The sequence below is a fragment of the Streptomyces sp. BHT-5-2 genome (assembly GCF_019774615.1).
Classification (GTDB): Bacteria; Actinomycetota; Actinomycetes; order Streptomycetales; family Streptomycetaceae; genus Streptomyces.
In genome coordinates this window covers 692,329-713,861 of the sequence record NZ_CP081497.1, presented here as the reverse complement: position 1 = coordinate 713,861, position 21,533 = coordinate 692,329, and the positions used below count along the sequence as shown (strand labels likewise).

Annotated in this window: 17 protein-coding genes and 1 pseudogene; 12 read left to right on the top strand and 6 right to left on the bottom strand. The window is 72.3% G+C overall.

What is annotated here, in order from left to right:
- Nucleotides 1–33 precede the first annotated feature (33 nt).
- Nucleotides 34–906: a class I SAM-dependent methyltransferase gene (locus K2224_RS31120; protein WP_221910532.1), complete on the top strand. Its 873-nt coding sequence runs from the start codon at nt 34–36 to the stop codon at nt 904–906.
- On the top strand, nt 903–1,658 hold the full coding sequence (locus K2224_RS31115) for an N-acetyltransferase (protein ID WP_221910531.1): 756 nt from the start codon (nt 903–905) through the stop codon (nt 1,656–1,658). Before K2224_RS31120 ends, K2224_RS31115 begins: the two co-directional genes overlap by 4 nt.
- Here K2224_RS31115 and K2224_RS31110 read toward each other — a convergent pair.
- Both K2224_RS31110 and K2224_RS31105 read right to left on the bottom strand, forming a co-directional pair.
- Nucleotides 1,630–2,772 carry a hypothetical protein gene (locus K2224_RS31110; RefSeq protein ID WP_260693573.1) on the bottom strand — a complete coding sequence of 381 codons (1,143 nt, stop codon included), beginning with the start codon at nt 2,770–2,772 and terminating at the stop codon, nt 1,630–1,632. The genes K2224_RS31115 and K2224_RS31110 overlap by 29 nt on opposite strands.
- A gap of 104 nt (nt 2,773–2,876) precedes the next feature.
- Complete coding sequence (locus tag K2224_RS31105; protein WP_221910530.1) at nt 2,877–3,542, bottom strand: maleylpyruvate isomerase N-terminal domain-containing protein; 666 nt, start codon at nt 3,540–3,542, stop codon at nt 2,877–2,879.
- 96 nt (nt 3,543–3,638) lie between these two features.
- On the opposite strand from K2224_RS31105, the gene K2224_RS31100 reads away from it, so the two are divergent.
- The 3 genes from K2224_RS31100 (at nt 3,639) to K2224_RS31090 (ending at nt 6,582) form a co-directional block, all read left to right on the top strand.
- Nucleotides 3,639–4,175 carry a HEAT repeat domain-containing protein gene (locus K2224_RS31100; protein ID WP_221910529.1) on the top strand — a complete coding sequence of 179 codons (537 nt, stop codon included), beginning with the start codon at nt 3,639–3,641 and terminating at the stop codon, nt 4,173–4,175.
- Nucleotides 4,176–4,294: 119 nt separating this feature from the next.
- A complete protein-coding gene (locus tag K2224_RS31095) occupies nt 4,295–4,777 on the top strand; it encodes a hypothetical protein (RefSeq protein ID WP_221910528.1) in 483 nt (160 codons plus the stop codon).
- Nucleotides 4,778–4,923: 146 nt separating this feature from the next.
- A complete protein-coding gene (locus K2224_RS31090) occupies nt 4,924–6,582 on the top strand; it encodes a multicopper oxidase family protein (RefSeq protein ID WP_221910527.1) in 1,659 nt (552 codons plus the stop codon).
- Nucleotides 6,583–6,596: 14 nt separating this feature from the next.
- Here K2224_RS31090 and K2224_RS31085 read toward each other — a convergent pair whose 3' ends face one another.
- Nucleotides 6,597–8,147 (bottom strand): FAD-dependent monooxygenase, encoded by a 1,551-nt coding sequence (locus tag K2224_RS31085; protein WP_260693572.1) that lies wholly within the window; start codon nt 8,145–8,147, stop codon nt 6,597–6,599.
- Nucleotides 8,148–8,368: 221 nt separating this feature from the next.
- Here K2224_RS31085 and K2224_RS40920 point away from each other — a divergent pair.
- The 3 genes and pseudogenes from K2224_RS40920 to K2224_RS31075 all read left to right on the top strand — a co-directional run.
- Nucleotides 8,369–8,596, top strand: a pseudogene (locus K2224_RS40920) (MerR family transcriptional regulator); the annotation flags it as partial.
- A gap of 360 nt (nt 8,597–8,956) precedes the next feature.
- On the top strand, nt 8,957–9,610 hold the full coding sequence (locus K2224_RS40915) for an RraA family protein (protein WP_260693887.1): 654 nt from the start codon (nt 8,957–8,959) through the stop codon (nt 9,608–9,610).
- A 302-nt stretch (nt 9,611–9,912) separates the two neighbouring features.
- Nucleotides 9,913–10,959: a methyltransferase gene (locus K2224_RS31075; protein WP_260693571.1), complete on the top strand. Its 1,047-nt coding sequence runs from the start codon at nt 9,913–9,915 to the stop codon at nt 10,957–10,959.
- A 27-nt stretch (nt 10,960–10,986) separates the two neighbouring features.
- Here the strand turns inward: K2224_RS31075 and K2224_RS31070 are convergent, their stop codons facing one another.
- Together K2224_RS31070 and K2224_RS31065 are read right to left on the bottom strand one after the other, a co-directional pair.
- The gene (locus K2224_RS31070; RefSeq protein ID WP_221910525.1) at nt 10,987–13,614 is read right to left on the bottom strand and encodes an ATP-binding protein; all 2,628 of its coding nucleotides are present in this window, start codon (nt 13,612–13,614) and stop codon (nt 10,987–10,989) included.
- 390 nt (nt 13,615–14,004) lie between these two features.
- Nucleotides 14,005–16,137, bottom strand: a complete 2,133-nt coding sequence (locus tag K2224_RS31065) for a glycosyltransferase family 39 protein (RefSeq protein WP_221910524.1) — start codon at nt 16,135–16,137, stop codon at nt 14,005–14,007.
- Nucleotides 16,138–16,421: 284 nt separating this feature from the next.
- On the opposite strand from K2224_RS31065, the gene K2224_RS31060 reads away from it, so the two are divergent.
- Together K2224_RS31060 and K2224_RS31055 are read left to right on the top strand one after the other, a co-directional pair.
- A complete protein-coding gene (locus tag K2224_RS31060) occupies nt 16,422–16,901 on the top strand; it encodes an SRPBCC domain-containing protein (RefSeq protein WP_221910523.1) in 480 nt (159 codons plus the stop codon).
- A 159-nt stretch (nt 16,902–17,060) separates the two neighbouring features.
- The gene (locus K2224_RS31055) at nt 17,061–17,948 is read left to right on the top strand and encodes an RNA polymerase sigma factor SigF (RefSeq protein ID WP_221910522.1); all 888 of its coding nucleotides are present in this window, start codon (nt 17,061–17,063) and stop codon (nt 17,946–17,948) included.
- A 224-nt stretch (nt 17,949–18,172) separates the two neighbouring features.
- Here K2224_RS31055 and K2224_RS31050 read toward each other — a convergent pair whose 3' ends face one another.
- Nucleotides 18,173–19,486: an MFS transporter gene (locus tag K2224_RS31050; RefSeq protein ID WP_260693570.1), complete on the bottom strand. Its 1,314-nt coding sequence runs from the start codon at nt 19,484–19,486 to the stop codon at nt 18,173–18,175.
- Between the two features lie 158 nt (nt 19,487–19,644).
- Between K2224_RS31050 and K2224_RS31045 the strand changes: the two genes are divergently transcribed.
- On the top strand, nt 19,645–20,439 hold the full coding sequence (locus tag K2224_RS31045) for a DeoR/GlpR family DNA-binding transcription regulator (RefSeq protein ID WP_221910521.1): 795 nt from the start codon (nt 19,645–19,647) through the stop codon (nt 20,437–20,439).
- Nucleotides 20,440–20,521: 82 nt separating this feature from the next.
- The gene (locus K2224_RS31040; protein WP_221910520.1) at nt 20,522–21,520 is read left to right on the top strand and encodes a zinc-dependent alcohol dehydrogenase family protein; all 999 of its coding nucleotides are present in this window, start codon (nt 20,522–20,524) and stop codon (nt 21,518–21,520) included.
- Nucleotides 21,521–21,533: the final 13 nt, after the last annotated feature.

Sequence of the window (21,533 nt, the reverse complement as noted above, 5' to 3'; positions counted from 1 at the left end):
AACAGAAATTCCAGCCAACGGAGGCCACAAGCCATGGACAGGGAATTCCGGGTACGCGAACTCATGTTGGGCATCGAAGGGTTGGCGCTACTGCGGCACGCCTTGGACGCCGACGAGGACTTCCTCAAGGCCCGGACGGAGGAGATCCGCGCGTTCGTGACGGGCGAGGGCGGGCCGCTGCCGGACGGCGGGGCGGCGGTCGACGAGCTGGACGCGGCGGCCGGCTACGCCTCCTGGGCGGCCCGCTACGACTCGCTGCCCAGCTCGTTCATCGAGGTCGAGGAGCCGGTGGTGCACGCGCTGATGGACCGCGGCCCGGTGGGCACCGCGCTGGACGCGGCCTGCGGCACCGGCCGGCAGACGGCCGCGCTGGCCGCCCGCGGATATCGCACCATCGGCGTCGACCAGTCACCGGAAATGCTGGCGCAGGCCCGCCGCAAAGTGCCCGACGCGAAATTCCGGCCGGGATACCTGGAAAACCTCCCGATCGACGACGAGAGCATCGATCTCGCCGTCTGCTCCCTGGCCATGACCCATCTCCCCGACGTTTCCAGCGGAATCGCGGAACTGGCCCGGGTGCTCCGCCCCGGCGGCCGGATCATCCTCTCCGACCTGCACCCGTTCGTCATCTCCCTCCAGGGACAGTGCGTCTTCGTACGCGACACGGACCAACTGGCCTTCGTCCGCAACCACGTCCATCTGCCCGGCCGCTATCTCGCCGCGTTCCACGCAGCCGGACTGACCGTACGGGAATGCCACGAACCGGTCTTCAACGGCCGGCTGGCACCCGGTGGATACGAGGAGGCGATCCCGGACGCCGCCCGGGCCGCCTGGGACGGAATCCCGCTCGTCATCGTCTGGGCGGCGGAGAAGCCGGCCGCACCGCACCGGGAGAAGTCCGTATGACCCTCCAGTTCGTCCACCACACCCGACGTCCGGAATTGTGGGACCGGCTCACCACGGAATTCGCCGGAGTGGTCCCGGAGTACAACCTGCACGGTGACATCAACACCGGTTTCTGGAACCGCCTGTTCACCGATTTCCCGGACCACCAGTTCCTCCTGTACGACACCGCCGCGGACACCGTCCTAGGTGCCGGCCGCACCCTCCCCCGCGCCTGGGACGGCACCCCCGAGGGCCTCGGCACCGGCCTCGACGCCTCCATCGAGGCGGCCTTCCAGGACCACGACACCGGGACGGCACCCAACGCCCTGTGCGCCCTGGGCATCGAGATCGCCCCCGCCCACCAGGGCAGGGGACACTCCGCCCGGCTCCTGGCGCACATGGCCGCGATGGCCCGCGCCGCGGGCCTCTCCCATGTCATCGTCCCCGTCCGCCCCACCTGGAAGGACCGCTACCCGCTCGTCCCCATCGACCGCTACGCGGCCTGGACCCGTCCCGACGGCGCCCCGTTCGACCCCTGGATCCGCACCCAGGTCCGCCAGGGCGGCACCATCGCCGCGGCGGTGGCGGAGTCGTCCCGCATCACCGGCACCGTCGCCGAATGGGAAGCCTGGACCGGGATGGCCTTCCCCGACGACGGCCGCTACGTCTTCCCCGGCGGCCTCGCCCTCCTCGACATCGACCGCACCCACGACCGCGGCGCCTACTGGGAACCGTGCGTCTGGATCACCCACGACGTACGCGCCGCCGCATAGCGCTCGCCGCCGGCTCCAGCAACAGTCCGCCGCACGCCACCGCGCTCTCCGCGTACGCCGCCATCAGCGCGGCACGGTCCGGGACCACCTCGGGCCGCCGCTCGGGCGGCAGCCCGGCCGGGCCGACCGTCGAAAGGGCGGCGGCCCGGACCCGGGCCCCGACCGCCCCCGCCGGCCCGGCCGCCGCCCGCTGTACCGCGTGCCGCCGCGCGGCGTCCTCCGCCTGCCGTCCCAACAGCAGGCAGTGGATCCACAGTTCGTCCGCGAACGCGGCGCCGAACAACCGCCCCACCGCCGCCGCGGCCTCCTCGGACCGGTGCCGCCGAACCACCTCCCAAACCTGCCCCTCCGTCAGTCCGGTGTCCGGCAACGCCTCGGTCCACCGCAGATGCCGCCGGGGATCGGCGTCGCGCTCATGCCCCACCGGCCGCAAATACCCCTCGCCGTACCGCATGTACGGCAGCCACTCCAGCTCCTCCAGCACCCAGCCGCGCGCCAGCAGCGGACGCGCCTCCGCCGCCCCCACGGGGCACACCGCCAACCGGATCCCCTGTGCGGCATGCCCGTTGATGCTGCTGGTGCCGATGTGCTCGACCACGCTCGGCACCGCCAGCAGCCCCGATCGCCCCTCGGCGCGCAGGAACGCCGCCATCACCTCGTCGTCATGCCGCTCGGCGGTCTCCGCGGCGAACGACCGGAACGCGTCCACCATGCGCACCGGCAGGCAGATGGCCAGGGTCGGCGCGAACTCCTCCGGCACCGCGCGCACCCACCCCGCCCCCGCCAGCGCCGCCAGCCGGGCCGCGGCTCCGTTGCGGGCGTGCCAGTTGGTGTAGAAGATCAACGCCTCGTCCGGAAACCGCGCGACCGATCCGGCCACCAACTCCAGCAGCTCCGGCGGCGCGGCCACGTCGTCCTGTACGACCAGGTGGTGCCCGGCGCCCTCTGTCCGCGCCGCCCAGGCCACCAGCGCGGTCCGCAGGGCGGACGGCGGCCCGTCCGGGTCCGGATCGAGCGCCAGTCCCCCGAGCCCCAGCCGGGCGGCGAGCGCCGCGGCCTGCTCCTCGCGTACCGGGTGGGTCATCACGGCCGAACTGAGGGAAGCTGTGCTCACCGGGCCACTCCTCTCACCATCGCGATCGGGCCGCCTCATGGTGGCAGATCGCGGCACACCGTCCGCCGGAGCCAGGGAGAGTGGCCGAATCCGGACACCGACTGTCAGCCGAGGACGAGTGGGAGCCTGCCGGCCGGTCCGTCCGCTTCGCCCAGTTCGGCCGTCTCCACGTCGGTCGGGGCGCGGCGGCCGGTGCCGACCAGCAGGACGTCCTTGTCGGACCACGACGCGGGGAACGTCGCCTCGGCGATCCGTTCCAGCATCGCGCGTGACCGGGCCAGGCACTCGGCGGGTGGTTCCGCCGCGCCCGGGAGGTGCGCGATCAGGTCGAGGTGGTGCAGCGTCCACTCCAGGACGTACGCGGAGAGGTAGTCACCCGCGGTGAGGACCATGTCCTGGGTGCCGACCCTGAGTTCGGGGTCGGCGAGTGCGGCGGCGCGCCCCGCGGCCGAGCCGACATCGTCGAGATGGAACTTCAGCAGCCGCGGCTCCTCGTACGCGGCGGCGAGCCGGACGATCAGCGCGTCGAGGGGGTCGTCACCGGTCGGCGGCGTTTCGGAGAGGTTCCAGTACGTGACCGCGTTGTGCGTCGGTTCGCCCGCGGCGGGGGTCACGAGAGTGATCAGGACGTCCTGGGCATCGATGACCAGGTGGCACACCAGGTCCCGCACCAACCAGCCGGCACATCCCGACGGCCGCGCGAAGTCCTCGTCCGGAAGCTCGGCGACCGCCGTGCGCAACGCCGTCCATGAGCGTGAGAAGAGATCCACGGACGCAAACTAACAGTTCGATACCGGCAGTTCGGAGGATTTCGCCGCCTCGAAAACGCGTTGCCGGAGCGTTCCGCGCGAGCGGAGACTGGCGGCATGCTTGGTTTCGCCAGGGCCGATGACGCGGCCCTTGTCTCGTGCCTGGGTGACCCACAGCGCACCGTCGCGGCCTACCATGCACTGCTGCGACGCGGACGACCCGCGCTGCCCGCCATCCGCGCCGGGCTCCGGGACGCGGATCCGGCCGTCCGCGAAGGGTGCTGCCGCCTCCTGGACCACCTGGTCGACACCGATTCCATGGACGGGCTCATCGCCATGGCCGACGACCCCGACGCCCGGGTCCGGATCGCCGCCTTCCATGCCCTGGCGTGCGACCGGTGCAAGGGCGACAGCTGCGCACCGGGCGCCGGCCTGGTCCTCGCACCCGCGCTGGACCACCTGGCCTCGGATCCGGACGCGCATGTGCGGGCCATGGCCGCCGAGCTCGTGGGCAAGTTCGCCCACTCCGACGCCCGCGCGACGGCGGCCCTGCAGACGTCCCACGCCAACGACCCGAGCCCGGCCGTGCGGAAGAAGGCCGGGTGGTTCGCACCGGGCGGGGCCATCTACGAACGGACGGCACCGAGGGGCTGACCGGGGACGCGGTCGCAGCTCCCATAGCCCCAGGGGGTATCGTCGAGCGTCAGGGCCACGCTTGTGGTGGCCCGAGCGTGAGGTGGCCCCGCTGTCCGTGGCGAAGGGAGGGAACGACAGTGCCGCACCCTGCTGTACGGGGCGTCCGCCGGCCGGTGGCGCTGCTCGCCTTCCTCTGGCTGATCATTTCGGTGGTCGGCCATCACAGCCTCCCCGGTGACGCCGTGCCGACGTCGATGGCGATGGCGTCGATGCCGCGGACGTCGATCGTCCAGGAGGCCGCGGACCAGTCGGACTCCCACCACACCCGGCGCACCCACCTCGCCCAGCACACCGGTCACGCCCCTCCCGGCCTCGCCCACACCGGCCACGCCGAGTCCGGGCCCGTCCAGTCCGGCCAAGCCCGGTCCGGGCACGGTCACGACGGTGGGGCCCATTGCTGCTCGTCGTACGACGTACGGTCCGAGCAGTTGGTCCCACCACCGGCACTGCTGGGGCATGCCCGCGCGCCCCACCACACGGCCCCGTCCGTGCCCGGCCCCGTCCCGGCCCCCGGGCCCTCGCCACCCGATCCGGCATCCCTCTCCGTCCTTCGCATGTAGGCCGACCACTCACCCCCATCCCGGCCTTTCCCCACGGCGCAAGAGCGCTGCGCACCACCCGCAGCGCATCGCCTCGCGTGGCCTTGCACTGCCTGGCTGCACGCGCGCAGGCCGCGCCGGACACCCCTGCGTAAGGACACAACTCCATGAACACGATCCACCGACGTTCCGTCCTGCTGGCGGGCCTGGGCGCGGCCGGCGCCGGCCTGCTCTCGGCCTGTTCCGGCGACACCCCGGGCTCCGCGGGCAAGCCGCACCAGCCTTCCGGCTCCGCCCTGCTCAGCCCGTCCGACCCGGTGGTGGCAGCCGCCGAGCAGCAGCGCCACCGCTCCGGCCGGGAACACCGGGTCAAGCTGACCGCGACCGCCGGACCCATCGACCTGGGTGCCGGCAAGACGGTACGGACCTGGAGCTTCGACGGTCGGCTGCCGGGCAGGGAGATCCGGCTCACCGCGGGCGACACGCTCGTCGCCGACCTCGCCAACCACCTGCCGCAGAGCACCTCCGTCCACTGGCACGGCCTGGCCCTGCGCAACGACATGGACGGGGTACCGCCCGTCACCCAGCGGGCGGTGGCGGCCGGCGGGTCCTTCGGATACCGCTTCGTCGCCGAGACTCCCGGGACCTACTGGTTCCATCCGCACGTCGGCGTACAGCTGGACCGTGGTCTGTACGGCCCGCTGATCGTCGAGGACCCGCACGAGCCGCTGCGGTACGACGACGAGTGGGTCGTCGTGCTCGACGACTGGCTGGACGGCGTCACCGGCACCCCGGAACAGGCGCTCGCCGCCCTCCAACGAGGCATGGATCACGACTCCCCGTCCCACGGCGGGAGCGGGAAGGGGAACGCACACGGCGGCCAGGACGGTATGCAGGGCATGGAGGCGATGCCGGGCATGGACGGGACCGCGGGGACGGAAGGGACGACAGGGACGCCAGGCACGGGCGCAGGCATGGACATGGACGACCCGTTCATGTTGATGGGCGCGTCCAGCCGGCTCCTGGGCGGTGACGCGGGCGATGTGAAGTACCCGCACTTCCTCGTCAACGGCCGGGTCCCGGACGCGCCGGAGACCTACCAGGGCAAGCCCGGCCGGAGACTGCGACTGCGGATCATCAACGCCGGCGGGGACACCGCCTTCCGGGTCGCCCTCGGCGGCCACCGGATGACCGTGACCCACACCGACGGCTACCCCGTCGCCCATGAGCCGGCCGACGCCCTGCTGCTCGGTCCCGGCGAGCGCTACGACGCCCTGGTGACGCTGGGCGACGGCGTCTTCCCGCTCGTCGCCCTGGCCGAGGGGAAGGGGGCGGCCGGCCTGGCGCTGGTGCGCACCGGTTCCGGCGGTGCCCCGTCCGCCACCGTCCGGCCCGAGGAACTCAACGGCCGGATTCCCACCGCGACCGCCTTGCGGCCCGCCGACGGCGTCCGGCTGAAGGCCCGTCAGCCCGACGTCACCCACCGCATCGCGCTGACCGGCGGTATGACCAGGTACGACTGGGGGCTCGACGGCAGGCGGTTCGACATGAACGACGCGGACGCCCATCCCTACACCGTGCGCAGTGGTCAGCGGGTGCGCCTGGAGTTCCGCAACACCACCGATATGTGGCACCCCATGCATCTCCACGGGCACACCTTCCAACTCGGCAGGAGCGGCCCCCGCAAGGACACCGTGATCGTCCTCCCCGGCGCGACGGTCGCCTGCGATTTCGACGCGGACAACCCGGGTCAGTGGCTGATGCACTGTCACAACGCCTACCACGGTGAGAGCGGCATGATGGGGCTGCTCGGCTACCGCGCGTGACATGGGGGCGGCGGCTACCTCCACCCCCGCAGCGCGGCCCGGAGGGACTCCTCCGTGGTACCGCGCCAGGCCACGAACCCGTCGGGGCGTACCAGCACGGCGTCGTCGCCGATGGCGAGTTCGGCGACCCGTGGTGCGTCGAGTTCGTGGACGGCGTGGCCGGTCGTGCCCAGGGAGGCGGCGGCCGCCGCCCGCCAGCGCGGGAGTTCGCCCCCGGCCGTGAACAGCGTCCAGCGCGAGCCGATCAGGTCCAGGGCGGAAATCCGTCGACCGGAAGGGGAGTTGACCCAGCGATGGGGGAAACGGTGGCCGATGTGGACGACGTCGTCCAGCGGGTCCGGCCAGGGCCCGTCGTCACCGGCGCCGTACGACGGATAGCCGTAGAACATCATGCCCCGCAGATAGTCGACGGCGAGCTTCTCGTAGAGGGCGTTGGGGTCGCCGTCCAGTGACTGGTAGCCCTGGAGCAGATTCCGGGAGACGGTCAGGGATGCCCGGACGGCGGCCCGGCGTTCGGTTTCGTAGCTGTCCAGGAGGGTCGGCACGCACCGGCCGCGCAGCACTGCGGCGAGCTTCCAGGCGAGGTTGTGGCCGTCCTGGATGCCGGTGTTCATGCCGAGGCCGCCGGCCGAACTCTGCACATGGGCGGCGTCCCCGGCCAGGAAGGCCCGGCCTCGCCGGAAGGCGGAGGCCATGCCGATGGCGGCCTCCCAGGCGTTGACGGCCTGGAGCTCGATCGGGATCGTGGCGTCGCCGATGGCAGCACGCAGCAGGGCCAGCGTCGCGTCCTCGGACAGCTCGCACGGGCCGTCCTGCGGCTTGCCCGGATGGTCCAGGATGTGCGAGGCCCACTGGTCACGGCCGTTCTTCGACATCAGGGTGGCGTACACCGCGTCGTTGCGGACGAAACAGACGTGCGTCCCCCAGTCACGCTGCACGGGCCCGAGATCGGCTCGGTAGAAGGCGGTGTTGAGGTGTCCGATGGGGGTGCGGTCGGGCATGGTGATGCCCAGTCGGCCGCGGATCTCGCTGTTCGCCCCGTCCGCGCCGATGAGATAGCGGGCAGTGACCTCCCGCTCGTCGCCGGTGGCGACGTCGACGAGCCGCGCGCGCACGAGGTCGTCGTCGACGGTGAGCCCCACCAGCCTCACACCGAACCGGACTTCACCGCCCAGCCGGCACAGCTCCTCATAGGCGATCCGCTGCACCTGATCATGCGTCAGGACGCGGCGTGGCGGTACCGGGCTGCAGTTCTCCACCAGCGCGGCGTGCCGTGGCGGCAGGCTCCCGCGGTGCAGCGTCGCGCCCAGTCCGCTCTCCTTGAACACGGTGCGCATCGGCAGGCCGCCCTCCCAGCCCTCCCGTTCCAGCGCGGGCTCCAGGCCAACCGACCGGAACAGCTCCAGGGTGCGCAGACTGGTACTCGCCCGCGGCACCGCCGCCATCGCGTCCGGCCGCTTGTCGACGACCAGCGGGCGGACGCCCCAGTGCGCGAGGAACATCCCCGTCGAGAGCCCCACGGGCCCCGCCCCCACCACCAACACCGGCACATCCACCGGCCCCACGTCCCGACTCCCACTTATGGCACGCTCCTTTCGCTACGTCATCGCAGCACTACGTCATCGCAGCGCGACGTATCGCGCCGCGACGCTTCTCGGTGATCAGCGGTCGGCGACCGGCAATCGGCGATCGCTGCCGCCAACCCTCCCCGCTCAAGCCGACTTGAGCGCAAGATGAAGACGTGGGCGATGAAGACGCGGAAGACGAAGGCGTGGGAGATGAGGACATGGGAGACGAGGGCATGGGAGACGCAGACCGAAGTCATGTGGACGCAGACAGGGCAGACGACGCGCGCTACTCGATCAGTCAGGCCGCCCACGGCTTCGGTCTGCCGGTGTCGACGCTGCGTTACTACGACGACCTCGGGCTGCTCCCGGCAGCCGGGCGCCGAGGGAACGTGCGCTACTACGGCCGCGCCGAGCTCCGCCGGCTCGCCCTCGTCCAACGGCTGCACCACCGCGGCCTGGTCAGCCTGGCCGACACCGCCACGCTGATCGGTGACGGTCCGGCCGACGACCGCCGCTCCGGCCGGGAGGTGCTGACCGCCTCCATCGCGGCGATCAGGGACCGGACCGCCCACCTACAGGCCGCCCGGCGCCTCCTCGAACACCTGCTGACCTGTCCCAAGGCCGATCCGGTCCGCCAGTGCACACCGCTGCGCGCGGAACTCGACAAGGCGGTCGAGGAAGCGTTGGCGGAGGCCGTGGGCGGTCCCCATGCCGCTCACCAACACCGGCCGGAAGACGGCCAGATGGGCCCGTCGCGTCCCGGTGCTACCGTGCGCGGCGGCAGCCCGCCCGAACGGAGGAGGACCATGCACGACAACGCCGCCCCAGGCACCCCCGCCCCCGCGAGCTCCGCTTTCCGGGAGATCTCGCCGACCACCCTCGCGGACGTGCTGGGCCGCGGGCAGGTCATGGACATCGGCATCCGGCCGCTGTGGCCCGCGGTGCCGCGGGTCGCCGGGCCGGCGTTCACCGTGCGCTGCCCACCCGGCGACAACCTCATGCTGCATGCGGCCATCCACCGCGCGGAACCGGGCGCGGTCATCGTCGTGGAGTCCGGCGATCTGGACCACGCGCTCGCCGGCGGCAATGTCTGTGCCGTGGCCCAACGCCGGGGAGTCGCCGCGTTCGTGGCCGACGGGCTGATCCGCGACCTCGCCGAGGTGCGGGCGCTGGGCTTCCCCGTCTTCGCCCGTGGGGTGATCCCGATTCCGGGCGGCAAGAAGGCCGTGGCACCGCTCAACGTCGATGTGCGGTGCGGCGGTGTGGACGTCTCCGCCGGGGACGTCGTCGTCGCGGACGAGGAGGGGGTCGTGGTCGTGCCCCGTGACCGGCAGGAGGAGGTCCTCCGGGCCGCCCGGGCCAAGTTGGCCGAGGAGGCCGACGAGACCCTCGACGACTGGGAGCGGGCACACCGCGCCCGTATCGACACGCTCCTGCGGGACGGAGGCTTCACCGGCTGAGGCGACCGGGTCTGCCGGGACGTGGGGTGGTTCCGCGGTGCGCGGTGCGACCGGCCGTCTTGCCGGGTGCCCCGCACTGCGCCATTCTCGAATCCCCGTTGCTGACGGGGGCGGTTCTGCCGTTCCTGACGCCGCCGAGTGACCACCGGTCTGCCACCACGTCCCCGGGCCGGCACGTCGGGAAGCCCTAGGCCGGAAGGCCGAGACGAAGATCCACACCTGGGCGGTGCCGGGAACGGGAGGACGCGGCAAGAGTGAGGGGCACCCGCCCGACTCGCCGACCATCTGCCCGGAGGCTGACGGTGAACACCCCCGACCCGACCGACCACCTGGACCTGACCGACGCCGCGGCGAACGCGGGGGCGGCGCATCTGATCGAGCAGGCGCTGGGCCATCTGTATTCCGCGGCGTTACGGACCGCCGCCCTGCACCACATCGCCGACCATCTGGCCGGCGGCCCCCGCACCGCCACCGAACTCGCCCGGCTCACCGGCACCGACCGCGTCTTCCTGCGGCGCTGCCTGCGCTATCTCGCCTCCCGCGACGTTTTCAGCGAGGACGATCACGGCGCCTTCCATCTGACGCCGGCCGCGCAGTTCCTGCGCACCAAGGTGCCCGGTTCGCTACGGGACGCGGTGCTGATGCTCACCGACGACATCTTCGTCCGCTCGTCGGGGGCGTTGGACGACACGATACGCACCGGCGCACCGGGCTTCCCCCAGGTCTTCGGCGCACCGTTCTTCGAGTACCTCCAGGGCGACAGCAGAGCCCGGCAGCTCTTCGACGCGGGCATGGCGGCGTTCTCCGAGCCGATGGACGACCTGGTGGCCGGGGCCTATCCGTTCCCGGACCAGGGCACGGTGGTCGATGTCGGCGGTGGGCGGGGCGGGTTGCTGCGCCAGGTCCTGCTGCGTCATCCGGGGCTGTCGGGGGTGCTGGTCGACCAGGCACCCGCCCTGGAGGACCACGTCCTGGACGCGCCCGGGCTGTCCGGCCGGTGGCGCGCCGAGCCGGGCGACTTCTTCGCCGCCGTACCGGACGGCGGCGACGTCTATGTGCTCAAGCACGTCCTGCACGACTGGGACGACGAGGCCGCCGTCCGCATCCTGAGTGCCTGCCGGCGCGGCCTGGCGCCGGGCGGCAGGGTGCTGGTCGTGGACTCCGTGCCCGAGCCGGGCAACGGTCCCCACCCGGGCAAGGCGCTGGACGTGGCGATGATGACGCTGGTGACCGGCCGGGAACGCGGCCCGAGGGAACTGGACGGGCTGTTCTCCCGCGCCGGTCTGCGCCGCACCCGGATCCTGTCCACGCCCACCTTCGCCTCGATCGTCGAGGCGGTGGCCGCGTAGCCGGTGGCTGCACGGCCGGTGGCCGCGTCAACGGGCGGAGGCTCGTCCCCGCAGCCGGGTCGGTGGGGCGGCCGGCAGGGCGACGACCATGGTGAGGCCGCCGCCGGGGGTCTCCTCCGGGGTGAGCGTGCCGCCCATCGCCTCCGTCAGGCCGCGGGACAGTGCCAGTCCCAGGCCGAGGCCGGTGGTGTTGTCGGTGTCGCCGAGTCGCTGGAAGGGCTCGAACGCCCGCTCCCGGTCGGGGAGTTGGAGGCCCGGCCCGCGGTCGGTGATCCGCACCTCGACGCGGTCGGCGAGGGCGCTGGCACCGATCGTGACCGGGTGGCCGGCGGGCGAGTGGCGTACCGCGTTGGAGACCAGGTTGGCGATGACGCGTTCCAGCAGTGGCGGATCGGCGAGCACGTCGGGGGCGATGTCCAGACCCTGGGCGAGAACGCGTCCGGGTGCCTGCGGGGGCGAGCCGGGGAGGGTGTCCAGGGCGGCGGGGAGCACGTCGGTGAGGGCGACGGGCTCCAGGTGCAGGGTCAGCGCGCCCGCCTGGAGCCTGCTCATGTCCAGGAGGTTGTCGACCAGGCGGCTGAGCTTGGCCAGCGATTCCTCCGCGGTGGCGAGGAGTTCCTCGCGGTCCTCGGGCGAGAAGTCCACCTCGCGGCTGCGCAGCGAGCTGATGGCGGCCCAGCTGCCGGCCAGTGGGGTGCGCAGGTCGTGGCCCACCGCGGCCAGCAGTGCGGTCCGCATCCGGTTGGCGGCCTTGACCGGTTCGATCTCGGCGGCGGCCTCGGCGAGCCGGGCGCGTTCGACGGCCGCGGTCAGATGCGCGGCGAAGGCGGTGAGCACGCGGTGCTCGGAGGCCGGCAGGCGGCGCCCGGTCAGCACCAGCACGCTGTCGTCCCCTATCGCGACCTCGGTCCGGTGGTCGGCGCCCGGTTCGCCGCCGGTGCCCACGGCCTGGGCGGCTCGGGCGGTCCCCGCGGCCGCCCGCTCCTCCGTCGACTGCCACGGCTCCGGCGCGTCCCCGCGCGCCCGTAGCTCGATGTGCTCCATGCCGAAGGTCTCGCGGGTGCGTTCCAGCAGGTCCGGCACGGCCCGGTCCCCGCGCAGGATGCCGGCGGCCAGCGAGGACAGTGTCTCGGCCTCCGCGGTCGCCCGGGCGGCGCGCCGGCCCAGGCGCAGCGAGCGGTCGACGATGGCGGCGACGGTGACCGCGACGGTGGTGAACGCGGCCTGGGCGACGACGATGTTGGCCTCGGCGAAGGTGAACTGGCCGATGGGCGGGATGAAGCAGTAGTTGAGCAGCAGCGAGGTGGTGATCGAGGCGAGCAGCGCGGAGACCACACCGCCGATGCAGGCCACGCCCAGTACGGTCAGCAGGAGGAGCAGCGCCTCGCTGGTGAGGTTGAGCGACAGCGGGGCGGAGACGCCACGCAGTACGAGGGTGAGCAGCACGGGCAGCACCAGGCCGGCGATCGGTCCGGCGACCCGGCGGGTGCGCGGCAGGCCGCTGCCGGGGGCGACCCAGATGCGGCCCTGGCCGGCGTATTCGTGACCGACGGTGTGCACGTCGATGTCTCCGGAGAGTTCGACGACGGTCTCCCCCACACCGCGCGGGGCCAGCAGCCGCCCCAGCCGGCCGCGGCGGCTGGCGCCGACGACGAGCTGGGTGGCGTTCTGGGCGCGGGCGAAGTCCAGCAGGGCGGCGGGGACGTCGTCGCCGACCACCGCGTGGTGGGTGCCGCCGAGGCTCTCGGTGAGTCGCCGCTGGTCGGCCAGCACGGCGGGCGAGGAGCCGGCCAGGCCGTCGCTGCGGGTGATGTGCACGGCCAGGAGGTCGCCGGCGGAGGACCGGTTCACGATCCGGGCGGCGCGGCGGATCAGCGTGGTGCCCTCGGGTCCGCCGGAGAGGGCCACCACCACCCGCTCGCGGGTCTCCCACACCGGGCCGATGTCGTGCTCGTGCCGGTACTTGCGCAGCGCCTCGTCCACCCGGCCGGCGACCCACAGCAGCGCCAACTCCCGCAGCGCGCTGAGGTTTCCGAGCCGGAAGTAGTGCGACAGCGCGGCGTCGACCTTCTCCGGCGGGTAGATGTTGCCGTGCGCCATGCGGCGCCGCAGGCCCTCGGCCGGCAGGTCGACCAGCTCGATCTGGTCGGCGCGGCGGACCACTTCGTCGGGCACGGTCTCGTACTGCGGCACCCCGGTGATCTTCTCGACGACGTCGGTGAGGGATTCCAGGTGCTGGATGTTGAGCGTGGCGACCACGTCGATGCCGGCGCCGAGCAGTTCCTCGATGTCCTGCCAGCGCTTGGTGTGCCGGCAGCCCGGGGCGTTGGTGTGGGCGAGTTCGTCGATGAGCACCACCTCGGGGCGGCGCTCCAGCACCAGGTCCAGGTCGAGTTCGGCGAACTCCGTGCCGCGGTGGGCGCGGACGGCACGCGGCAGCACGGTCAGCCCGGCGAGCATCGCCTCGGTGGCCGGGCGGCCGTGGCATTCGGCGAATGCCACCACCACGTCCGTGCCCCGCGCGGTGCGGCGCCGGCCCTCGTCGAGCATCCGGTAGGTCTTGCCGACGCCGGGTGCGGCCCCGAGAAACACCTTGAGTCTGCCGGCACGCGGTGGCCTGCCCACCGCCGCGGGCCCCTCGCTCCCCCGCCCCATCGCATACTTCCCTTCTGCAACACGACCACGCCGGCCGGCACCGCACGGAACTACTCCCGCGCTCTGTCACCGGCCGGCGAGTGAACTTCTCCGCCGAGTCCTGCGAGCATCGTCACCGCACACCACCGCAAACCGTGCGACCATGCGCCGACGTTGACGCAACCCTGACCCGGCGGTGGGCGTCGCGGGGCCGCCGGCGCGCACGATGTCTTCCTGCCGCCGCGACGGCTCCGGCCCGCGGTGCGTACCGCGCTCGGCACGGACCTGGAGGTCGCCTCGGGCGTCGGCCATCTGCTGGTGGACGGGCAACCGGCTTATGTGGCCTCGCTGGTGGGCGGTACGCCGGCCGCGGGGTGAGCCGCGGCCGGCTCCGCCGGTGCCCGTCCCCGGTCAGTGGCCGGCGGCGGACTTCGGCGTGCAGCGGTAGAGCCGGTGTGCCTGGCCCGGCACCCGGTCGCAGTGGGCGCGCGCCCAGGAGGCGACGGCGCGGCCGGGACCGGTCCCAGGGCCGCCGAGTACGACGTACCGCAGCTGCCCGGTGGCGACGAGGTGGCGGAATCCGGACATGGTCGGCGTGGGTGCGGTACCGGTGAAGCCGCCCATCGGGAGCACCGCGGCACCGGTGTACAGGATGTAGGGGGAGGCGGTGCGCCAGCTGGTGGTGGCGAAGAGGTAGGCGGCGCCGTCCCGGTGGGCCCGGGTGTAGGCGAGGAGCCGGCGCTGCGCGGGGGTCAGCGAGGTGTCGTCGGCCGGGTGGGGGGCGGTGGTCCGTCGGGCGGGCTCCGGGAGCGACGCGGCCGGGTGGGACGCGTCTCCGTGGGGTGCGCTGTGGCGCCGGATGGCCACCGGGCCGGTCGAGCCCATGCCGGAGTGCCCGTACGTCGGGTCGAGGACCGACGAGGCCCAGGCGGCGGACGGCAGGAGCATCGCCACGAGGGCGGTGGCAAGGCCCAGTACGGCCGTCCGGCGCCGGGCGGGCGAGGCGTCCGTGCGGATCGAGCGGGCGGCGCCTTCCCGGCGGGCGCGGAACCCCCGACGGGCACCGGCCAGTAGCACCAGCGCGCCGGCGCCCAGGGCGACCGCGGCCGGCGCCAGCCACGGCAGGTAGTCCGGGAACAGCGCTGCGATCGCCGCCGACCAGACGACCGTGCCCCCCACGACCGTCGGCAACGCCCACGACCGGGCCCGGCGGCCGCGCAGCCAGGCCCGCCAGAACTGCACCGTCCCGCCGCCGAACAGCGCCGCCAACGGGATGGCCACCACCCCCATGTAGTACGTGTGGCCGCCGATCGCCCCGCCGCTGAACACCAGGAAGTAGGTGACCAGCCACACCCCCCACAACACGAAGCCGGCCCGCAGCGGATCCGTTCGCGGCCGGCCGCGCCGCCACACCACCCCGCACACCGCCGCCAGTGCCGCGGCCGGATACAGCCAGCCGATCTGCGAGACCAGCGACGGGGCGAACATCTTGGCCCACTGCGCGAGGCCGGGCCGGGAGTGCCCGGTCGGCGGCGCCGCCGAGGTCCCGGCCATGGTCGACACGGCGACGCTTCCGGTGTCCTTCGCGGCTATGTGGAGGTCGGAGAAGCGGTTGAGGAAGTTGTAGCCGACGACCTGGCTGACCGCCGAGTTGTCGGTCGTCCCGTCGATGTACGGCCGGTCCTGGGCGGGAGTGAACGTCACCAGCAGCACCCAGGACGCCGAGACCGCCAGGCACATCGCACCCGCCGCCGACAGATGCGCCAGCCGCCGCCGGAGGCCCGTCGGGGCGGCGAGCACATACAGCAGGCCGAGCGCCGGGAGGACCGCCCAGGACTCCAGCATCTTGGCCTGGAAGCCCAGCCCCACCCAGGCACCGGCGGCAAGCAGCGGACGCAGTCGCGCCCCTCGGGCCGCACGCAGCGTGGCGTCGGCGGCCAGCAGGACGCACAGGGTGAACGCCGGGTCCTCGACCGCGGTACGGAACAGCCCGGCGACCGCCGGTGTGAGGGCGAACGCGCCCGCCGCCAGCAGCGCCGCGCTCTCCCCCGCCCAGCGGCGGACCGCGCGGTACAGGACGGCGACGCTGAGCACGCCCTCGATCACCTGCGGCAGGGTCAGCGCCCACGGGTGGAAGCCGAAGATCCGCGCGGAGAGCGCCTGCGGCCACAGGAAGCCGGGCAGCTTGTCGATGGTGATCGAAGCGCCGGGGTCGAAGGCGCCGAAGAGGAAGCCGTGCCAGCTCTCCGCCATGCTGCGCGCGGTCTCCGCGTAGAACGTGTGGAACACGCTGTGCTGGATGTCCCAGGCGAACAGCACGGCCGCCACCGCGAGGATCGCCCACAGCACGGGTCTGACGTACGCCGGCCGTGCCGACGGGTCCGACCGCGCCGAAACGATCCGGCCGAACCGCCGACCGCCGCCCGTGCGCCCCTCCGACGCCTGACTCGCCGCCGCGGACACGTCTCCCCTCGAGGAGGCGTTCCCCGCCGGGAACGCCTCCTCCGCCGAGGGCGCGCTCCCCGCTGAGGTGGTGCTGGCCATGGACGATCCTCCCTGGTGGAACTCACCGGTCGTCGTGCCAGATGGCCGGACGTGCACCCGGGATCCATGGGCCGCCCATTGTTCAGCGAACGTTCAGCTGCCGCGGCCCGGGCCGGAATCGACCTCCCGGCACCCCCAGCCAACCCATGTCACGATATGCACCACAAATCCCCTTGCGAACTTCTTCGCCCATGCAAGATGGCCCACTCCCTGTCGCTTTTCCGGATTCCGCCGCGCAGAGAAGCCGCAAAGAGGACGCAGAGACCCGCAGAGAGGGAACCCCCATGACAACGGACGACGGCTCGACGACGCCCCGGGAACCGATCCGGCCACCCGACCTCTCCTCCCGTCCGCACCGGCTTTCCGTCGAGCGGCTGATGAGCGGGACGCCCGCCGCGCTGTACCGGGCCTGGACCGAGCAGTTCGACCGCTGGTTCGCGGCCCCCGGCTCGGTACTGATGCCGGGCCGGGTGAACACGGCGTTCTTCTTCGAGACGGAGCACCAGGGTTCCCGACACCCGCACTACGGCCGTTTCCTGCGGCTCGATCCGGAGCGGATGGTCGAGCTGACGTGGGTCACCGGCGCGGGTGGCACCGAGGGCGCGGAGACCGTGGTCACGGTCGCCCTGGCCGCCGAGGGCACCGGGACGCGGCTGCGACTGACCCATGCCGGGTTCGCCGGCGAGGCGGCACGCGACCGCCACCGGGATGCCTGGCCGCACGTCCTGGACCAGCTCGACCGGTGCATCGGGACGTCGGGGTGAAGCCGGCTGCCCGCCGGGAGGGCGCCGCACCGTCGCACCACACGCCTGACCTACCGTCAAGATCCGGGATGGCAAAAAAGGTGGGGTGGATGTTTCACCACCGGAACCAAGGGCAGACGGGCCTTACCAGACCATGATCCAAATTATGGGAGGGCAGTCATGACGACGGCAGTTTCCACGCACACCGGGACGCGGCACGGCCGGACCCATCGGACCGTGGGCTCCGGCACCGGCGGGCTGCCGTATCTCGCGGACGCGTCCAAGGTCGCGCCGAAGGACGCCAAGGTCCTGTCCCGGTCGTTCTTCCAGCGACTCGCGGAGCTGGAGGAGGGCACCCACGCGTACCAGTACGTACGCAACACACTGGTCGAGATGAACCTCTCCCTCGTCCGCTACGCCGCCGCCCGGTTCCGCAACCGCGGCGGCGACCCGACGGAGATGGAGGACATCGTCCAGGTCGGCACCATCGGGCTGATCAAGGCGATCGACCGTTTCGACCTGTCCCGCGAGGTCGAGTTCACGACCTTCGCGGTGCCCTACATCGTGGGCGAGATCAAGCGCTTCTTCCGGGACGCCACCTGGGCGGTGCATGTGCCGCGGCGGCTGCAGGAGCTGCGGATCGAGATCGCCCAGGCCAAGGAGCGCCTGTTCGCCCGCCTGGACCGGGAGCCGACCGTCGCCGAGCTGGCCGAACACCTCGGCCTGGGCGAGGAAGAGGTGATCGACGGCCTGATCGCCGGCAACGGCTACACCGCCGGTTCGCTGGACCAGCCCACCGATCCGGCCGAGGACGAGTCGGCCCGCAGCCTCGCCGACGCCCTCGGCGACGAGGACCCGCGACTCCAGCTCGCCGAGGACCTCCAGGCGCTCACGCCCCTGGTTCGGAAGCTGGACCGGCGGGACCGCCGCATCCTCACCCTGCGGTTCGTCCACGAGAAGACGCAATCCGAGATCGGCGAGGAGCTCGGCGTCTCGCAGATGCACGTCTCGCGGTTGCTCGCCCGCATCCTGGGCCGACTGCGCACGGGACTGATCGGCCAGATCTGAGCGATGTGATGGGCCATCAGGCGCGGCCCCGGGCCCGCTCGAAGCGGGCCGGCCCGTCGGCGAGTTGAGGACGCGGCCGGGGCGGGCGTCGGTACCGGTTCCGGCAGCCGGCGGCACGCCCCGGCTCTCACCCCCCGACGCCCGGAAGGGGCCCCGCAACCACCACACGGAGAGTTGACGGTGCATCATCCAGGCTCGTCGGTGTCTGGCGTCGGAGCCGACGATCAATGCGTTCCCGCGGCGACGGCCTCGCCGTCGCGGACCGCGACAGCCTTCCCGGGCCGCTCGGGAGTCTTCATGCAGAGCACCAGGACCGCGCTGAGCAGGTGCAGGGCGGCGTAGATCCCCAGGACTCCGCCGATGCCGAGCGAGCCGATGAAGACGGTGCCGATCAGCGGGCCGAACGCCATGCTGGCGCCGGCGCCCAGCGTGTACGCCGACATGATCTGCCCCTTGCGCTCCGGAGCCTGGGCGGTCATGAGGGGCGGCAGGGGGACGTAGCCGGCCATGCCGACACCCAGCGCGCCGACGGCGACCGCGACCAGCGGGTAGTCGTGGCCCGCGGCCGTGGGCACGTAGTACAGCGCCAGGCAGGCGAGCGCCGACACCACACCGCCGAGCCAGGCGACGGTCTTGCGTCGGCTCCATTTGTCGCCGAGCGCACCGAAGAGGACGACGCAGGCGAGGTTGCTGACCATCATCACGATGAGCAGCGAGGCCCACTCCTGTCCGCTGAAGCCGATCCGGTCGACGAGGAAGAGCGGGACGAAGACCCACACGCCGAACTGCGAGGTGGTGTTGACGAGGCGGACCACGGCTCCCATGCCGACCCGCGGCTCGGCGAACATGACGGTGAAGCAGCCCAGGAAGGTACGCGGCAGGCCGACGCGTTCGGTTCCCTTGGCCAGCCCCTGGAATCCGGCGCGGTCGCGCACCAGGAACAGCACCACCAGGGCGCCCGCGGTGATCATCACGAGGGAGATCCACAGGGAGTGGTAGAAGCCGATCGAGGGCTTGAGGAACGAGACCAGGGTGGAGCCGAGGACCGGGTAGCCCATGGTGAAGCAGAACCAGAACCAGCCCAGGGCCTTGCCGAGTTGGCGCTCCGGGGCGCTCGCCATGATCCAGACCATGAATCCGTAGGCGAAGAGCGGATAGCCGAATCCGCGCAGGCCGTAGGTGAGGAGGATCAGGGCGTAGGAGTGGAGGGGAATGGCGACCGCGAGCAGGAGTGCGTGACAGACCGCCCAGCACGTGGCGCCCAGCATCATCACGCGACGCGGCCCCCACAGGTCGGAGAGTCCACCGGCCAGGAAGGCGCCCACCGCGGCGGTGACGCCGTACACGGTGAAGACGATGCCGACGCTCGACTCGGTGAAGCCGAGGTCGCCCTTGAGGTAGGCGGGCAGGTAACTGGTCTCCACACCGTCGCCGATCATGAAGAGCAGGACGCCGACATATCCCCATAGCAGGACCTTGGGGAGCCCGAAGAGGGCGGCGTGGGACGACGGTGGGGCGGATTGTGGCGTGCGCGACACTGCGGAACCTCCTGAGGGCCGGGCCATACGGCCGGACATGGCCATCAGGCTGAACAATCCCTCACGGAATTTCAAGAGCTTCACATAAAGTGTGTGATGTTCTAGGGTGAGCGCGCCCGGTGACCGACGCCGGGCGAGAGAAGAAGGGGGTGCCCGCGATGCGAGCGAGTCGTGGCTCCGAGGCCGAGGTGGAGGAGCGCCGGCAGGCGGTGCTGCGCCTGGTCGCGCAGCGCGGTGAGATCCGTATCGCCGCGCTGGCCGAGCGGATGCGCGTCAGCGTGATGACCATGCACCGCGATCTCGACAACCTCCACGAGCGGCAGCTGCTGCGCAAGGGACGCGGCGTGGCGACGGCCTTCCCCGACCTCACCATGGAAAGCGCGCTGCGCTTCCGGGAGCACGCCAACGACGAGATCAAGGAGGCGCTCGCGGACGCCCTGGCGTCCGAGGTCTCGCCCGGCGACACGGTGCTGATCGACTGCGGCTCCACCCTCTTCCCGCTGGCCCGCAGGCTCACCGCCGTCGCCGGGCTCCGCGTGATCACCAACTCGCTGCGGGTCACCGCCCTCCTGGCCGGCTCACCGGCCGAGGTGACGCTGCTCGGCGACCGCTACTACGAGGACTTCGAGTCGTGCGCCGGCCCGCAGGCCCGCCGCCAGCTCCAGGACCTCCGCGCCACCGTGGCCTTCGTCACCGCGACCTCGATCCACGACGCCCGGCTGTACCACCCGGTCCGCGCCTACGCCGAGTCCAAACACGCCTACCTCCAGGCGGCCGACCGTGCCGTCCTCGCCGTGGACCACAGCAAGTTCGGCCGCACCGCGACCTACCCGTACGGCGATGCCGGCGGCTACGACCTGATGGTCACCGACTCGGCGGCGCCGGAGGACGAGCTCCGGGCCGTCCGGGACCTCGGTGTCGAGGTCCGGACCGTGGACCACCCCCGCACCTGAGCCGACCGCCCCTCGGCGCCTCACCCCCACTCCTCCCCCACTGCTCTCCCTCCCCCTCTCCCCCCGAGAAAGGCTCGAAGCCTTGCGCGCCGTCGTCATTCACACCCCTGGTCACTACGAGGTCACCACCGTCGCCGACCCCACGCCCGGCCCGGGCGAGGTCATCGTCGCCCCCGCCGCCGTCGGCATCTGCGGCACCGATGCGCACATAGTCGACGGCGAGTTCGCACCCACCCCCTACCCGATCGTGCCGGGCCACGAGTTCACCGGCGAGGTCGTCGCGCTGGGTGCGGGCGTGACCGGTGTGCGCACCGGGGAACAGGTGGCCGTGGACCCGTCGCTGTTCTGCGGCGCCTGCCACTTCTGCGCGAACGGCCGCGGCAACCTCTGCGAGAACTGGGGCGCGATCGGCGACACCGTGGACGGCGCGATGGCCGAGTACGTCAAGGTGCCCGCCGCCAACTGCTACCGGCTGCCGGAGAACATCGAGGTCACCCAGGGCACGCTGATCGAGCCGCTGTCGTGCGCGGTGCGCGGCTTCGACGTGCTGCCGCGCCGGCTCGGCGACCACTACCTCGTCTACGGCGCCGGCACCATGGGCCTGATGATGCTTCAGCTGGCCCGGGCCGCCGGCGCGGCGTCGCTGTCCGTCGTGGACCTCAACACCGACCGGCTGCGGGTCGCCGAGCGGCTCGGCGCGGACGCCACCGCGGTCAGCGCCGCGGAGCTGGACCGCCCGCAGGGCTGGGAGACGGTCATCGACTGCACCGGCGCGATCCCCGTCATCGAGGACGGGCTCGGCCGGGTCCGCCGCGGGGGCACCTTCCAGCAGTTCGGCGTCGCGCCGTCCGCGGCCAAGGCGTCCTTCTCCCCGTTCCGGGTCTACAACGACGAGATCACCATCGTCGGGTCGATGGCCGTGCTGCACAGCTTCGGGCGGGCCGTGGACCTCATGGCGAAGGGCATCGTCGACGCCGACACGATGATCACCCACCGCTATCCCCTGGACGACTTCGGTGCCGCCCTGCAGACCTTCCGCGAGGGCTCCGGCCGCAAGATCCAGCTCCTTCCGCAGAGCTGAACTCCCTTATATT

What these genes read in the sequence shown, in the direction of transcription:
- K2224_RS31055 (WP_221910522.1), top strand. Translation starts at nt 17,061, where the DNA reads ATGACGACGGCAGTTTCCACGCACACCGGGACGCGGCACGGCCGGACC.
- K2224_RS31120 (WP_221910532.1), top strand. Translation starts at nt 34, where the DNA reads ATGGACAGGGAATTCCGGGTACGCGAACTCATGTTGGGCATCGAAGGG.
- K2224_RS31090 (WP_221910527.1), top strand. Translation starts at nt 4,924, where the DNA reads ATGAACACGATCCACCGACGTTCCGTCCTGCTGGCGGGCCTGGGCGCG.
- K2224_RS31100 (WP_221910529.1), top strand. Translation starts at nt 3,639, where the DNA reads ATGCTTGGTTTCGCCAGGGCCGATGACGCGGCCCTTGTCTCGTGCCTG.
- K2224_RS31045 (WP_221910521.1), top strand. Translation starts at nt 19,645, where the DNA reads ATGCGAGCGAGTCGTGGCTCCGAGGCCGAGGTGGAGGAGCGCCGGCAG.
- K2224_RS31065 (WP_221910524.1), bottom strand. Translation starts at nt 16,137, where the DNA reads ATGGCCAGCACCACCTCAGCGGGGAGCGCGCCCTCGGCGGAGGAGGCG.
- K2224_RS31070 (WP_221910525.1), bottom strand. Translation starts at nt 13,614, where the DNA reads ATGGGGCGGGGGAGCGAGGGGCCCGCGGCGGTGGGCAGGCCACCGCGT.
- K2224_RS31060 (WP_221910523.1), top strand. Translation starts at nt 16,422, where the DNA reads ATGACAACGGACGACGGCTCGACGACGCCCCGGGAACCGATCCGGCCA.
- K2224_RS40915 (WP_260693887.1), top strand. Translation starts at nt 8,957, where the DNA reads ATGCACGACAACGCCGCCCCAGGCACCCCCGCCCCCGCGAGCTCCGCT.
- K2224_RS31115 (WP_221910531.1), top strand. Translation starts at nt 903, where the DNA reads ATGACCCTCCAGTTCGTCCACCACACCCGACGTCCGGAATTGTGGGAC.